Source organism: Pedococcus aerophilus, assembly GCF_039532215.1.
In the GTDB taxonomy this organism is placed as follows: domain Bacteria; phylum Actinomycetota; class Actinomycetes; order Actinomycetales; family Dermatophilaceae; genus Pedococcus; species Pedococcus aerophilus.
This window is the reverse complement of sequence record NZ_BAAARN010000001.1, coordinates 2,189,825-2,203,318: the sequence shown is the minus strand read 5'-3', so window position 1 is coordinate 2,203,318 and position 13,494 is coordinate 2,189,825. Positions and strand designations below refer to the sequence as shown.

15 protein-coding genes are annotated in these 13,494 nt (G+C 64.4%); 10 read left to right on the top strand and 5 right to left on the bottom strand.

Annotation, left to right across the window (positions count from 1 at the left end; all coding sequences use genetic code 11):
• Positions 1-61: 61 nt before the first annotated feature.
• Positions 62-223, bottom strand: coding sequence for a hypothetical protein (locus ABD286_RS10520; protein WP_344192924.1), 162 nt, complete (start codon positions 221-223; stop codon positions 62-64).
• Between the two features lie 245 nt (positions 224-468).
• On the opposite strand from ABD286_RS10520, the gene ABD286_RS10515 reads away from it, so the two are divergent.
• The 8 genes from ABD286_RS10515 to ABD286_RS10480 all read left to right on the top strand — a co-directional run bounded on the left by ABD286_RS10515 (position 469) and on the right by ABD286_RS10480 (position 6,743).
• Positions 469-819, top strand: coding sequence for a YciI family protein (locus tag ABD286_RS10515; protein WP_344192922.1), 351 nt, complete (start codon positions 469-471; stop codon positions 817-819).
• A gap of 91 nt (positions 820-910) precedes the next feature.
• On the top strand, positions 911-2,191 hold the full coding sequence (locus ABD286_RS10510; protein ID WP_344192919.1) for an RNA polymerase sigma factor: 1,281 nt from the start codon (positions 911-913) through the stop codon (positions 2,189-2,191).
• A gap of 41 nt (positions 2,192-2,232) precedes the next feature.
• Entirely contained in the window at positions 2,233-3,057 is an 825-nt protein-coding gene (locus ABD286_RS10505; RefSeq protein WP_344192917.1) for an alpha/beta fold hydrolase, read from the top strand.
• A 123-nt stretch (positions 3,058-3,180) separates the two neighbouring features.
• Complete coding sequence (locus ABD286_RS10500) at positions 3,181-3,675, top strand: VOC family protein (protein ID WP_344192915.1); 495 nt, start codon at positions 3,181-3,183, stop codon at positions 3,673-3,675.
• Positions 3,676-3,815: 140 nt separating this feature from the next.
• Positions 3,816-4,178 (top strand): YciI family protein, encoded by a 363-nt coding sequence (locus ABD286_RS10495; RefSeq protein WP_425565335.1) that lies wholly within the window; start codon positions 3,816-3,818, stop codon positions 4,176-4,178.
• Between the two features lie 69 nt (positions 4,179-4,247).
• Complete coding sequence (locus ABD286_RS10490; RefSeq protein ID WP_344192913.1) at positions 4,248-5,474, top strand: RNA polymerase sigma factor; 1,227 nt, start codon at positions 4,248-4,250, stop codon at positions 5,472-5,474.
• 50 nt (positions 5,475-5,524) lie between these two features.
• A complete protein-coding gene (locus ABD286_RS10485; RefSeq protein WP_344192911.1) occupies positions 5,525-6,187 on the top strand; it encodes a hypothetical protein in 663 nt (220 codons plus the stop codon).
• Between the two features lie 154 nt (positions 6,188-6,341).
• The gene (locus tag ABD286_RS10480; RefSeq protein ID WP_344192909.1) at positions 6,342-6,743 is read left to right on the top strand and encodes a hypothetical protein; all 402 of its coding nucleotides are present in this window, start codon (positions 6,342-6,344) and stop codon (positions 6,741-6,743) included.
• A gap of 64 nt (positions 6,744-6,807) precedes the next feature.
• Here the strand turns inward: ABD286_RS10480 and ABD286_RS10475 are convergent, their stop codons facing one another.
• The 3 genes from ABD286_RS10475 to ABD286_RS10465 all read right to left on the bottom strand — a co-directional run bounded on the left by ABD286_RS10475 (position 6,808) and on the right by ABD286_RS10465 (position 9,446).
• Positions 6,808-7,308, bottom strand: coding sequence for a hypothetical protein (locus tag ABD286_RS10475; protein WP_344192907.1), 501 nt, complete (start codon positions 7,306-7,308; stop codon positions 6,808-6,810).
• A 331-nt stretch (positions 7,309-7,639) separates the two neighbouring features.
• Positions 7,640-9,028, bottom strand: a complete 1,389-nt coding sequence (locus ABD286_RS10470) for a hypothetical protein (RefSeq protein ID WP_344192905.1) — start codon at positions 9,026-9,028, stop codon at positions 7,640-7,642.
• A gap of 31 nt (positions 9,029-9,059) precedes the next feature.
• On the bottom strand, positions 9,060-9,446 hold the full coding sequence (locus ABD286_RS10465) for a hypothetical protein (RefSeq protein ID WP_344192902.1): 387 nt from the start codon (positions 9,444-9,446) through the stop codon (positions 9,060-9,062).
• 269 nt (positions 9,447-9,715) lie between these two features.
• On the opposite strand from ABD286_RS10465, the gene ABD286_RS10460 reads away from it, so the two are divergent.
• The gene (locus ABD286_RS10460) at positions 9,716-9,916 is read left to right on the top strand and encodes a hypothetical protein (RefSeq protein WP_344192900.1); all 201 of its coding nucleotides are present in this window, start codon (positions 9,716-9,718) and stop codon (positions 9,914-9,916) included.
• A 1,160-nt stretch (positions 9,917-11,076) separates the two neighbouring features.
• Positions 11,077-11,919 carry a hypothetical protein gene (locus ABD286_RS10455; RefSeq protein WP_344192898.1) on the top strand — a complete coding sequence of 281 codons (843 nt, stop codon included), beginning with the start codon at positions 11,077-11,079 and terminating at the stop codon, positions 11,917-11,919.
• 23 nt (positions 11,920-11,942) lie between these two features.
• Here the strand turns inward: ABD286_RS10455 and ABD286_RS10450 are convergent, their stop codons facing one another.
• A complete protein-coding gene (locus ABD286_RS10450; RefSeq protein WP_344192896.1) occupies positions 11,943-13,493 on the bottom strand; it encodes a DUF262 domain-containing protein in 1,551 nt (516 codons plus the stop codon).
• Position 13,494: the final 1 nt, after the last annotated feature.

The window sequence follows — 13,494 nt, the reverse complement described above, 5'->3', positions numbered from 1 at the left end:
GTCGGACAGCGAGCTCGCCACGTTAACGACGCTTCGCGCCGTGCACAGTCCGTGCAGATGCTTAGTTCTGCGTGTGGTTGGGGTCCTCTTGGGAGTCCGTGAGCGAGCCCACGCCCTCGTCGGCGGGCTCGGTCGCCTCGTCGGTCTGCTGCGACTCGAGCGCGGCCTTCTCCTGCTCGGGAGTCATCTTGATGCTGTCCTGGCCGGGGGTGGTGTCGCTCATCGGTGCTCCAGTGTCGGGTGGTCTCGTGGCGTGCGGGGTATGGCGCCTGCGAAGGTCTGGCGTCCGTCCACCAGTCTGGGCGGGCATGGCCGGCGGCGCCCGTCAGGGAGCGTTCGTGGACGTCCGGGAAGTTTTCGTGACCCCGTGTCGAAGAACTGGTTCGCTGTTCGACGTATGCGTGACAGAGCAGTGACCCACACATCGGAAGGACCAGTGACATGCCGCGCTTCATGGGATTCGTCAGGATGGAAGAAGGCATCGGGCAGCCGCCGCAGGCGTTGTTCGACGCGATGGACCGCTACATCGGCGAGCAGGCCGGGAAGGGCGTCTTCCTCGACGGGGGTGGCCTGTACGGCACCGAGGACGCCGTGAACTTCGTCGTCCGCCAGGGCGAGACCTCCCGCGTCGACGGGCCCTACGCCGAGTCCAAGGAGGTCGTCGGAGGCTGGTCGATCCTGCAGTACGACAGCCTCGAGGAGGCCGTCGCCGGCCAGCAGGAGTTCGCCGAGCTGCACGCGAAGTACTGGCCTGAGTGCTCGATGGTCGCGACGCTGCGGCAGATCTCCGACGCCCCGCCGGAGGCGGCCGACGCCTGACCCGCCTGGTGGGACCGGGTGCCGCGGCCTTCGCGGCGTCCGGTACCGCCAGTGCCACATGCATGTGGCAGGCGGACCGTAGTCTCGGCACGTGCCAGTCGAGACGGCGACCACCGAGGCCATCACCACCGCGTGGCGGGCGGAGTCGGCGCGGCTCGTCGGAGCCCTCACCCGGATGACGCGCGACGTCGAGCTCGCCGAGGACCTCGCGCAGGACGCCCTCGTCGCTGCCCTCGAGCAGTGGCCCGCGAGCGGGGTGCCGGACAACCCGGCCGCCTGGCTGATGACGACGGCCAAGCGCCGCGGTGTCGACCACTTCCGCCGCGCCGACACCTTGCGCCGCAAGACCGAGGAACTCGGCCACGCCCGTGGAGAGGAGGAGCAGGTGCCCGACCTCGACGCGCAGGTCGACCACATCGAGGACGACGTCCTGCGCCTGATCTTCCTGTCCTGCCACCCGGCCCTCACGCCGGAGTCGCGCGCCGCGCTCACCCTGCGCCTCGTCGGCGGCCTCACCACGACAGAGATCGCCCGTGGCTTCCTCGTCGCCGAGACGACGATGGGGCAACGGATCTCGCGGGCGAAGAAGACGCTGTCCGAGGCGCGCGCTGAGTTCGACCTACCCACCGGCGCGGAGCGGGTGGAGCGCCTCGACGACGTGATGGCCGTGATCTACCTGATCTTCAACGAGGGGTATGCCGCCGCGGCCGGCGAGCACTGGATGCGCCCGGCGCTGGCGGACGAGGGCATCCGGCTGGCCAGGATGCTCGCGGCGCTCGCCCCCACCGAGCCCGAGACCCTGGGGCTGCAGTCGTTGTTGGAGATCCAGGGCTCCCGGTCGTTGGCTCGCGTGGACGACGCCGGGGTGCCGGTGCTGCTCGAGGCCCAGGACCGCACCCGGTGGGACCAAGAGCTGATCCGCCGTGGGCTGGCCGCCCTCGCCGGGGCCCGGGCGCTCGCTGCCCGTGGGAGACCGGTCGGCAAGTACTTCCTCCAGGCCTCGATCGCCGCGCAGCACGCCCGTGCCCGGCGTGCCGAGGACACCGACTGGCGCCAGATCGCGCGGCTCTACGACGTGCTCGCGCAGGCTGCGCCGGGCCCGGTCGTCGAGGTGAACCGGGCCGTGGCCCACGGCCGGGCGTTCGGTGCACCGGCGGGGCTGGCCGTCCTCGACGCCATACCGGCCGATGCGCTGGGCGAATCCCCGCTCGTCCCGAGCGTGCGCGGTGACCTGCTGGAGCGGCACGGTCAGCACGCCCTCGCGGCGCTCGCGTTCGACGAGGCAGCGGCGCGGTCGCGCAACGATGCCGAGCGCACGGTGCTGGAGCGACGCGCCGAGGAGAACCGGTCGCAGATGTCGAGATCCGGCTGACCCGTTCGACGTACGGTCACAGCCCTCAGTCAGGAGAGATCATGAGCACCGTGACAGCCACCACGAGCACCCGCTTCGTCACGTCCGCGGACGGGACCCGCATCGCCTACGACGTGACCGGCACCGGGCCGGTCGTCGTCATCGTCGAGGGTGCCCTCTGCCAGCGGTCCATGGGCACCGCGAAAGCCCTGATCCCGTCGCTGTCGCAGGACCACGCGGTCGTCGCCTACGACCGACGGGGCCGAGGCGAGAGTGGACCCGGCTCCGCGCCATACGAGGTGGAGCGGGAGGTGGAGGACCTGCGGGCGGTGCTGTCGGCGGTTGGTGACGATGCCCTGGTCGTTGGTGCGTCGTCCGGCGCCGTGCTGGTGCTCGAGGCTCTGCGGGCGGGCGTGCCGACGGGGAAGGTGGCGCTGTACGAGGCGCCGCTGATCGTCGACGGCAGCCACGCCCCGAACGACCCCGCTCTCGGTGACCGGACCCAGGCGCTGGTCGCCGCGGGAAAGCGCGGCGACGCCGTCTCGTTGTTCATGCGGACGGTCGGCGTGCCGGCGTTCGGGCTGATGATGATGCGCCTGATGCCGGTGTGGAAGAAGCTCTGCGGGGTCGCGCACACGCTCCCCCACGACTACGCGCTCGTGCTGAAGCACCAGCAGGGCGAGCCGCTGCCGGCGGACTGGTTGTCAGGCGTGACCGTCCCGGTCCTGGTGATCGTGGGCGGGAAGAGCCCGACGTACATGAAGAACGGGCAGGCGGCGCTCGCGACCGCGCTGCCGAATGCGACCCTGCGCGAGCTGCCCGGTGAGCAGCACATGGTGCGAGGCAAGGCGACCGTGCCGGCCTTGCGGGAGTTCTGGGCGAGCTGACTCCCGACCATGGCGCAGGGTGACGGTCTGTCACCCGTCATTGACAGGACCAGGCGGGCGCCCAGACCCTGAACGGTGGGGCACGCGGGGTCAGGAGGTGCTCCTCGTCTGGAGAGGAATGCCATGCCAGCCTTTTCGGGGATCAACCACGTCGCCTTCAGCGTCACCGACCTCGACGTGAGCGAACGGTTCTACACCGACGTGCTCGGCTTCCTCACCGTCCTGGACACCGGGCCGGCCAGGGTCTGCATGGACACGGGCACCGGCTTCACGATCGCGCTGATCAAGCAGCCGCAAGGCCGCTCGGGCGGCTTCGACGCGGCGAACACCGGGTTGGACCACCTCGGGCTGGCGGCCGACAGTCGCGAGGAGCTGGTCGAGTGGCAGCAACGGTTCGAGGAGCTCGGCGTGCAGCACAGCCCGATCCAGGACATGCCGCTGGGCCACCACCTGAACTTCCGCGACCCCGACGGGATCGCCCTCGAGCTCCAGGCACCGAGCGAGATGTATGCCGCGGCGCTGGATCGGATGCGCACCCAGCGACTGTCCAAAGAAGAGGTCCTGGCGGCGGCCGAGCAGATGCTGGGCTCGGAGATGGTCGCTCGCGGGCGCGGCTGAGGTCGTCCGAAGTCGCCTTCCCGCCATGGCGTTGAGGCCGACGAAAGATTTCTTGTGGCAGGTTGTCGTATCGACGTGTGCCCGTTCGTGGTGAGGGTGAGAGGCGGCCACAGGGACCGCCCCGAAACGAGGAGATCGACATGACGCACTACCTGCTTTCAGTCCACGGCCCGGCCGAGCGCAACGAGTTCGGCGAGTACGGCTCCAAGGAGGCCATGGAGGAGGCGTTCGCCGCGACCGGCGCCTTCAACGACAAGCTCCAGGCCGACGGCTACTGGGTGTTCGCCGGTGGGCTCAAGGAGGCGACGACGGCGACCGTCGTCGACGGCACGGGCGAGGCCCCGGTCATCACCGACGGGCCGTACCTCGAGTCCAAGGAGTACATCGGCGGGTTCTGGGTGATCGACGCCCCCGACCTCGACGTGGCGCTCAAGCTCGCGGCCGACGGTTCCAAGGCCTGCCGCGGCAAGGTCGAGGTCCGTCCGTTCGAGGGCATGGCCTGAGCTAGTCCTGACGTGACGGATCCGGGTATGACGCAGGACGGCACGGTTGACCACGGAGGCTCTGGCCACGTGGCCGACCGGCCGTCCGGGGGCGACGGGGCGGCTGTCGAGCGGGTCTTCCGCGAGGAGTACGGCCGCCTCATCGCCTCGCTCGTCCGCCGGTTCGGGGACATCGACCTCGCCGAGGACGCAGCGGGCGAGGCCCTCGTGGTGGCGTTGGAGAAGTGGCCGTCGGACGGCGTGCCACCCAACCCCGGCGGCTGGCTCACCACCACCGCCGCGAACCGCGCGATCGACCGGATCCGCCGCGAAGGCCAGCGCGACGCCAAGCACCAGGCGGCCCTGATGACGTACGACGACACCTCGCACTCACCCGTTGGAGTGGTCGAGGACGACCGGCTCCGGCTGCTCTTCACCTGCTGCCACCCGGCGCTCGCGCCGGAGGCCCGGATCGCCCTGACCCTGCGACTGCTCGGTGGCCTGACCGTCGCCGAGATCGGGCAGGCGTTCCTCGTCCCCGAGACGACGATGGCGCAGCGGATCACCCGCGCCAAGAAGAAGATCGCGGCGGCGAACGTGCCCTACCGCGTGCCCTCGGCCTCGGATCTGCCCACGCGGTTGGGTGGAGTGCTGACCGTGCTGTTCCTCGTGTTCAACGAGGGGTACCTCGCCAGCGGTGACGGCTCACCCGTGCGTTCGGAGCTGACGTCTGAGGCCATCCGGCTGACGCGGGTGCTCCAGGTGTTGCTGCCCTCCGAGCCCGAGGTGACCGGGCTGCTGGCGCTGATGCTGCTCACCGAAGCCCGGCACTCGGCCCGCGTGCGCTCCGGCGTGCTGGTGCCGCTGGACGAGCAGGACCGCTCTGGCTGGGACCGGTCGTTGATCGCGGAGGGGCACGCGCTGGTGCGCTCGTGCCTGGCGATCAACCGGCCGGGTCGGTACCAGCTGCTCGCCGCGATCAACGCCGTCCACACGTCTGCTGTCTCTGCCTCGGACACCGACTGGTCCCAGGTGGTCGCTCTCTATGACCAGTTGCTTCTTGTGGATCCGTCGCCGATCGTCGCCCTCAACCGGGCCGTCGCCGTCGCCGAGCTGGACGGACCCTCGGTCGCTCTGGCGCTGGTGGACCGGCTGCCGCTCGAGGGCTACCACCCGTGGCACGCCGTGCGCGCCGACCTCCTGCGCCGCCTCGGCCGCAGCACCGAAGCCAAGGACGCGTATGGCGCCGCCATCAACTCCACGGCGAACGTCGCCGAGCGCGCCTACCTCGCGAGAAAGTCCGGCGAACTGGTCTGACTCGCGCGTATCGCCACCACAGCGCGATCACCGGCTGCATACTGCGGGGCATGGCATGGGTACCTGCCGAGGATGACGGCACGACATGGGGATACAGCCTTCTGAATCGGCAGGACTGGGTCTATCCGGAGGAAGGCGCGACGCAGGGCGAATGCCAGATGGTCGCCGCCGACGGAAGGGTGTTCGAGGTCCACTACTTCAGCGGCGACGATGTCAAGATCGAGCTGTCCGAGGAGGCGTTCGCTGCACTCGGCCAGTTCCCGCGGTACCTGCGCTCCTTGGGCTTGGGGCGGCTCCGCAAGGACCACAGCCTGGGTTTGATGCCTCCGGCAGACCGCATCTGGATCCAGTCGGTCCACGACAACGCGACCCTGGTGGTCCGTCCGGCCGGGGCCGAGCCTGGCTTCTTCATCCTCGGTCCCTTGGGGCTTGGAGCCCTGCGCATGGCTCGTGCCGGAATGGTCTCTGTCCTGTTCTTTGTCGGCACGGACGTCCTGCCCGCCCCCAGCATGAGGAAGGAGGCGCGGGCTGCTACGAAGGGTCGAGCCTGGGGTGGCGTCGTTGCCTGCACGGACGCGGCTCCGGATGCATCGCCTACCAGGGGAACGGCGTGGGACCACCACGGGGCCGGCGGCCCCAGGGTCCTGCTCGAGGGCGTTGACGCCGCACGGGTTGCGCTCGAGCAGTCTCGCCAACAGCGGTCACCCGACTGATCCGCCGCAGCGCGGCCGCCGGTGATGGGTACCGTCCTGCGTGACGACCACGGCGGCATGCAGATTGATAGACGGGCGCCCAATCGCGGCGGAATGCAGCAGGTCCACGACCTGCGGGCCGCGGTCCCGTCCACATAGGTGTGATCATTGGCGGGTGGTGCATGTGACGCGCTTGGTGACGTCGGTAGAGGTCGACGACGCGGTCGCTGACCCTCGCCGGCTGTCCGTGTCAGCGATTCATGAGGCCGTCCTTTCGAACGGCGACCGAGTGCTCCTCCTGAATGATCGCGGCTGGAGTATCTCCGGACCTCCAGATGTCTGGTCCTCCATGTCTGTCGCGGAGATCGCGAACACAGCACGAATGGTCGTCGGGCCCGACGAGGCGTTCGACGGGTACTCGCAGGAAGACATGAAGGCGAGTCACTGGGCCTTCCTCGCCGCTGTCCTTCGACGCCAGAGTGCCGCCGATATCGAAGGGCCAGCGCTCAGGGAACTTCCGCACGACGTGGTGCTGGGGAAACGGCTACTTGCCCGCTTGAGCGCCAGCGCAGGATGATTCCGGAGGACGGTTCGCAGCGGTGTGACGCAGACACACCAGCTAGTGCGCCTGCAGGTGACCCTCAAGGCTTCTCGAGTGTCACGTCATCCGCAATGTCCTCCACTGAGATCTCCACGTTGACCATGACTTGTCGTGCTTGGGCAGCCTTGATCTCGTCACGCAAGACGTCGGGGATGTCGACGACTACCAGCTCGATGTCGAACTGCTCGGCCGCCGAACGGATCCAGCCGGTGATGGAATCGCGTGCCTCTTCGCTGGCGAAGACGGCTATGGCTCGTGAATCACGCATTCGCGGGTCACGCTTCAAGAGAGCCAATTTGAGGATGTCCTGGCTGATCTTCTTGATTTGTGCACCTTTGAGTTTGCCCTGCCTTGCATAGGCTTCGACAAGGATGCTGTCGTCATCTGAGCAAGCATCCAGTTGGACGAAACCGCCACCGAGCACAGCCACTCGCTTTGGCTTCAATGCCCCCTCGAACCCGATTTGTGTTGAGAGGGCTTCGACGATCGCGCCCTCTGCGTTCCTCTGAACTGCCGAATCACTCAGATGCTCACTCGTCATCAGCCGACCCTACGACGAGCTGCTCATCCGGTGCTCGAACTGCCGACTGCGACAGCGATGAGTCGCGACCTCGTCACCGATTTGTGGCGCCGCTTCGCGGCGGAATGATGCGGCCTCCTGCCGAACGATCAGGGCGGTGGAATCGCTACCGGGCATTGGACTCACCGAGGCGGATCTCCCCCTTGATGTCACGGGATGCCGACGCGTGAACTTCAATTCTACCGAGTCGGTCGTGTACTGACTCCTGGCGCGCGTGAGGTCCAAGTCACGCACGAGTGCTGCCACTAGGTCTCGTAAGTTCGGCGGACCTATGTCAGCTCCGAGGCGGGAATCAGCCAAATGGCCCGATAACCCGAATGTCCACCCGCGATTGCAACCATGCGCGCACCCGATCACGCTCCGGTCCAACCCAAGTTCGCGACCTGGCACCGCTGATCAAGAAGCGGCTGATGGCAGTCGCCTCCTCATCTGCCGCTTGCAGTTCCCGATGCTGCGCTGAGGCGACTCTAGGCTTAATGAAGTTGGCGCGATCCCCATCCGGGGACGAGTAGAACATACTAGAGGTTTGAATGTACCCGTCAGGGATTGACTCAAATCCAGCGGAGCTCGCCAGCATAAACTCAGGCAGAACATGTGCGCCAACTTGGCTCTTGTCCCAATACTCAATTGGGTCGTAGAGGCTCGACGGATTCTCGGCGAACCTAGCAGCCACGCTTTTTCGTGTTTCAAGGTGCGCAATCAAGCCGAGCATGAAGGGATTCAATGATTCAATGTCTTGTAGGCCATGCATAAGCCGCTTCTCCCAGAATTCGATGTCTGCGGATAACGACTCGAGGACGCTCTCCCCATAGAGGTCGAGGCAAGCATCATTTACGATATCCCATGCTAAATCAGGATCATCGAGGTCGCGCACTCGCTTTTGATGCGCATAGTTGAGAATCGCGTGAAGGCGACCGGCAGGCATAATTTCCCCGAACAACTTTGGTTCCGCGTTAAGTTCCTTTGCGAACAGGCGGGAAAACTTTCCCATCATAGCTGCCAAGAGGAAAGGCCCCCAGATGCGCGTGCTCACCGCTTGGTGATCTTCGCCAATTTTGATTACATCGCGGATTCCGAGAGCCGCAAGTACGTCACCGAACCAGGTATATTGACGCTGCCATGTAGCTTGATCCCTTGGCATTGTCATGAGCGCATTTGCCACCAAGGGGCCACGCGCGAAGTGTTCCGCAGGGCCAACTTCGAAGACCGTGGCCAGGGCCTCCATTTGAGAAGGGCCGTTGAAGGCACGGGCCCAAGACTCCGAAATCAAGTAATCCCGTTCGACTCGTAGGGCATGGTTGCTTGCAATTCGAACGGCCATTCCTGCCGGCGTGGTCAGGTCTGGCCGGTCCAAGCCGAGCGCCCGAACGATGGTGTCGTCGTCAAAGTATGTGACGGGAACCGGTATTCTTCCGCCGCGTACCAGGAGGTCTGGAACGCCTTGCTTGAACTGGTCCCAGAAACGTGACAACCAGCTCCCGTAATTGGTGAGGTGATAGTCAATGTAGTGGCGATGCTCATGCGCAATGACGACCTCGCCCTGAAGTTCCCTCACGTCGCGCTTATTCTTGATGTATCGTGAATCGGAAAAGCTTCCATTTAGGTTGTGGTGTACGAGCGCCCCGTTGTCCTGGAGAATATCGGCTGGAAAGAGAGGCGACTCGGGCACCACGATCCTCATCAAGCTAGGATCGAATCGAGACATGGTACGCCTACCGCGTCTGTCGCCCATTCAGACGTTCACGAATCTCTTGGATGGCCGCATCGTCGAGGAGTCTGCCGACGTATAGCGTCTCGCCGGTACTGATGTCAGTAACCATAATTGGTTCCGGCAGCATCTTGTCGTCGCTGTCTTGCTTCCTACGCTTAGCCCATGTGGCAAGTAGGTCAAGAGCGACCTTGGCGCTGGCAAAAGTTGCAGCGAGCACCTTTAGAGATTCGGCTACCATCTCCGCGTCTAAAGGGAAGGCCAAGCCGTCGCCGGCATTGTCAACTCCGCGTTCCTGACCGAGCGAGGAGCCTTCCACCTCCCGACTAAGTTTAGAAAGATGCTGCAGGTCGGCCCCGTTGGCCGTAATGCTTAGGTAGACCGCTGTCATTGTTACCTCTTCGTTAACGACGTGCCTGACGCGGCACGAGACCACAATAGGGGTTGCCTCAGCGTCGAACCCGCCTCTGCAGTCAAAGTGTCTCGTGCAGGACCCATGTTGAGGTCTCATCTCCGCAGAGAAACTTGCCAGCGACGGTTGCGGTGCGCAGCGTCGGACGTCTTTGCGTTATGAACCGGCGCCACGTAGTGCCCCGCATCTGGGCGGCCAGGCTGCCCTGCTCGCGGCGGATGGACGCACGCTGGATCCGCGGAGGACGCGTGACCTCAGAAGGCGGCTTTCCACAGGGCGCCGACGCCACCGACAACAGCGGCAACGGTCACACCCACCAGCACCCCCGCAAGTACTTGACCAAGGACGCCCGCGCCAAAGGCGAGCTTTCTAAGCTCGGGGTGCTCAAGAGCAACCGCAGCACGCACGCGAGCGGGGAAACCAACGAAGGCCGCGATCCTTCCCGCTAGCGTTCCTTCGATGGCTGTTGCCTCGGCTGCCTTGGCTTCGAGCGAACCGATGATTGCCTCTCAGCAATCCAAGACCATCTTCACAGGCAAAGTCTGTGGGTCATCTAACGAGTGCTGCCATGCGGGGATAGGAGCGAACTCTCGTGTCTGACCGAACTGCGTGACGGAGATCCGACGCGATTGGTCGCCCGCGGCAGTGCCGGCCTTTCCGGCCGCGCGAGCAACACGGGGAAACAGATCCGAGACCGCGAGTTCTTTGCCGGCCTTCGGCTGCAACTCCGTCATCGTCAGGGTGCCGGGTCTTGCTGCCAACTCCATAAGCCCCACGAGTTCGACGTACACGTCGCGGAACTCAGCAACTAGAAGCGCCCTTTGACGCAACCGCACACTCGCACGCACTTCGCCCTCCCCTTGTCGGTCCGTGGAACGAACGGTAGGTGAAGGTGGCGACATTTCCGTTGCACCGTGAGTCTTGGACATCAACCCAGCCGGCGGCACATGCAGGTCGCGCGCCACCGCCGGCTACTCAGGCTGTGTGTGCTTGCGACTCACCGCGTCCGGTCACTTGTGGGCCCATCATTCAAGCTCGACGACGGACTCGGTTGGGCTGCACCTCGGACGCTAGAAGGAGAATCAATACGACGGCCGCGATACCCATTCGTGCACCGATGTGCTCAAGCTGCAGCCACAGCCACGAGAGGAGGCCGCCGCCACCAACGGCATTGACACCTGCCCACACCAGGCTCCATGGACCCGCCTCAGGCCATCCTTCCCAATGACTTCGCGCAAACCGCTTCAGAAGTCGCCAGGCGTTCAGAATGAGCATGCTGCCAATCAACAACAAGCCTGCCATTCCGCCAAGTTCGGCCAAGGATGGGGCACCCTCCATCCATCGAAGCGGTCCCTGGTAAAGCGGATTCGGAGGTTGGTTCATGGCTGGACGCTAGCCAGGGGGACTGACATGGCATCCACAGGAGGCTTACGAGAACTCGCGGCGGAAGGACGCCAGCTGGAACGGTTTGGCAACTGCGGCGCCGCCTCGCCTCGGCCCGGTCCAGACGCGCCTGGGCCGCAACTGACGGAGACACCTCCCGCTAGAGAAGATGTGAGGCCCACGGGCGCGCCCCCACCGATTGCCACAACGTCGTAGCCTCGGGACCATGCGCGAGGTTGTGGATGAGGCCAACGTCGGACGATGGAAGGAGATCGCCACAAGCACGCGCTGGACCTTGCGGGTCTTGTCACAAGTCGGCGATCCAGTCGACAGCTCCCCATTTACAACGCTCAACGCGGTGTACCCAGAGAAGGCATCAGACTGGTGTCGTGGATTTCTCGAGGCGTCCGCCGAACATATGCGTCACTGGGCGGACTTCGCAGCACCCTTGAAATGGCACCCCGACCACGTCGTCACTCATACCTTTAGACCCGCGCAGACCTTGGCCCGGGCCGCAATGGAATCTGCATCGCAGGCGGTTTGGATCATGTCCCCCAACGAGGCAGAGGAGTGCGCCCGGAGACACCTCTGTTTGGTCCGTTGGGACTACGCCGAATACCGAAAGAGCTTGGCCCAGGACGAGAAACACCTAGCGCGAGAGCTAGACCAACGCCTGCTGGCGGCCGTCCAAGAACACTTCCCAGAAGAGGCCTTGCGCATGCCCAACTACCTGACCGTGCTACGAGAAACAGCCGGCGTGGTTGGTCGCGACCCCAACGAGGTCGAATCGATCTGGCGCGCCTCGAGTGGATCAGCTCACGGAAAGAGGTGGCCCGCACTAACGCTTCAGCGATCGACTCCGGGGCGAGAGTACGAGCCAGGACAGTTCCGAACTACGATCATGCCCGACCCGGATGCCATGACCCGCGCTCTCGAGCTCGCCGACGCTCTATTGAGCTATGGCGCCATGAGGTTCCTTCAACTGTCCGGCATCGACTTCATGTCCGCTCACCAAGACGCCATCACCTGGGTTGAGTCCCTCTTGCCGAGGGTCGATGGCGTCGACTAGTCCTCGGGCCTTGCGCCGGGCGGTTACGTGCGCGGAATCACCGACTCCAAGAGCTCACGCGAGCGCCCCCGAAGGACCGCCATCGGCACAAGGCTGACGTCGACGCCATCTCCAAGCCCCTGGGTGTTCCACGCCTCCTCAATCCCCAAGTCCTTCGCGGCCAGTTCTGCTCGGAGAGCGTCAAGCGAGCTTGCCTGCCGCATCTCACGCCATTGCAGCGCTTCGACGGTGTCGAGGACCACGAGGTTCGCCAACCTCGTCACAACCGTCGAACTCTTATCGCCATCAGCGCGGAGTTCCTCCTGCGAGAAGAGTGCACCGTGGACCCAGCCACCGAAGTCGATTGCTTTGCCAGAGATCAGCGAGTGCGCTTGACGCCTCCGAAGCAGCAAATCGAACCCAACTGTGACCGCGGACCCGGAACGGCGGGCACGCAGTGCAAACACATCAGGATCAACTGGTTTCCGTACTTCGAATGCTGAGTCAATATCGCCGTCCCGGACCAGGGCAAGAAGGCGATTCGTGTACGACTCCGGCTTTCCTTGATGTTCTTCAGAGAACGTTGTCCGCCAGAACCAGTCGTCAATCCGCGACAAGTCAGTGGCCGGATGATGCAAGAGCATGGCAAAGATGAACAGGCGCTGAATTTCATAAGGTACGTCGCGGAAGCGCGCCGCACCCAACCGCCGCAAATAATCCGCCACGAGGTCAAGGACAGCCTCCATCCTGTCAACCTCGCCTGCGAGACCGCCCTTTCGGCTTGAGAGTTCCTTCAGCTGCACAACCTCGCGGCTCCCGACCGGAACGTTCGCCGTGATCGCGAGGCATCGAATCACATAGTCTTCGGTGATGCCTTCGAGCGGAGTGCCCTGATAGCGCGCGACGAAACGGTCGAACGTCTCCTCCAAATCAAACTCGGACTGCCACGTAAGCGCGCGCACGAAGTCGACAGATGACAGCGGGGTGCCGCTGCTGTTGATTCGCCTGAACACTTCGACGACGTCTTCAAGTACAGCGTTGGACAGTCCAATAATCGGGATCTGATAGTCCTGGAAGGTCGAATAGAGATCGAGTGCGCTCGGAAGGAGTTCGGCGGAATCTTCCAATTCCTCAATCGACGCTTGCGAAGCCAAGAAGGCCCGGCTATCGAAGAGCGCGTCCATCTTAATACGCCACGGCTCGATGTCCTTTGAGAAGTCAGCGTGCGCGAATTCGGCTTTGCGGAGATCGTAGACGACCTGGTATACCGGGCTCGCCTGCGAGTGCCGCAGGCACCCGTACAGCGTTGAGAGACGTTGAGCGCCATCAAGGACGACTTCGAAGTTCGATACGGCAGGGTCCGCGTTCGGAAAGGTCTCGGTTCGATAACCCGCGAAGTAGTTGTCCGAAGCCTCCACCTTCCATGTAAGGACACTCCCGATTGGATAGCCCTTCTGGATGCTCCCTAACAGCTCGAGGACGTCGCGCTCATCCCAGACGAAGTGACGTTGAAACCTAGGGATCCTAAACGCAGTTCGCGCAATCTGACGGAGAACGACGTTTAGGTACTGCGAGCGCGGCTCTGGGTTATCCATA

Bases quoted from the DNA above. Each gene is read 5' to 3' on its own strand.
- ABD286_RS10505 (WP_344192917.1), top strand. From the start codon at position 2,233: ATGAGCACCGTGACAGCCACCACGAGCACCCGCTTCGTCACGTCCGCG.
- ABD286_RS10455 (WP_344192898.1), top strand. From the start codon at position 11,077: ATGCGCGAGGTTGTGGATGAGGCCAACGTCGGACGATGGAAGGAGATC.
- ABD286_RS10485 (WP_344192911.1), top strand. From the start codon at position 5,525: ATGGCATGGGTACCTGCCGAGGATGACGGCACGACATGGGGATACAGC.
- ABD286_RS10450 (WP_344192896.1), bottom strand. From the start codon at position 13,493: ATGGATAACCCAGAGCCGCGCTCGCAGTACCTAAACGTCGTTCTCCGT.
- ABD286_RS10470 (WP_344192905.1), bottom strand. From the start codon at position 9,028: ATGAGGATCGTGGTGCCCGAGTCGCCTCTCTTTCCAGCCGATATTCTC.
- ABD286_RS10515 (WP_344192922.1), top strand. From the start codon at position 469: ATGGAAGAAGGCATCGGGCAGCCGCCGCAGGCGTTGTTCGACGCGATG.
- ABD286_RS10500 (WP_344192915.1), top strand. From the start codon at position 3,181: ATGCCAGCCTTTTCGGGGATCAACCACGTCGCCTTCAGCGTCACCGAC.
- ABD286_RS10495 (WP_425565335.1), top strand. From the start codon at position 3,816: ATGACGCACTACCTGCTTTCAGTCCACGGCCCGGCCGAGCGCAACGAG.
- ABD286_RS10465 (WP_344192902.1), bottom strand. From the start codon at position 9,446: ATGACAGCGGTCTACCTAAGCATTACGGCCAACGGGGCCGACCTGCAG.
- ABD286_RS10475 (WP_344192907.1), bottom strand. From the start codon at position 7,308: ATGACGAGTGAGCATCTGAGTGATTCGGCAGTTCAGAGGAACGCAGAG.
- ABD286_RS10520 (WP_344192924.1), bottom strand. From the start codon at position 223: ATGAGCGACACCACCCCCGGCCAGGACAGCATCAAGATGACTCCCGAG.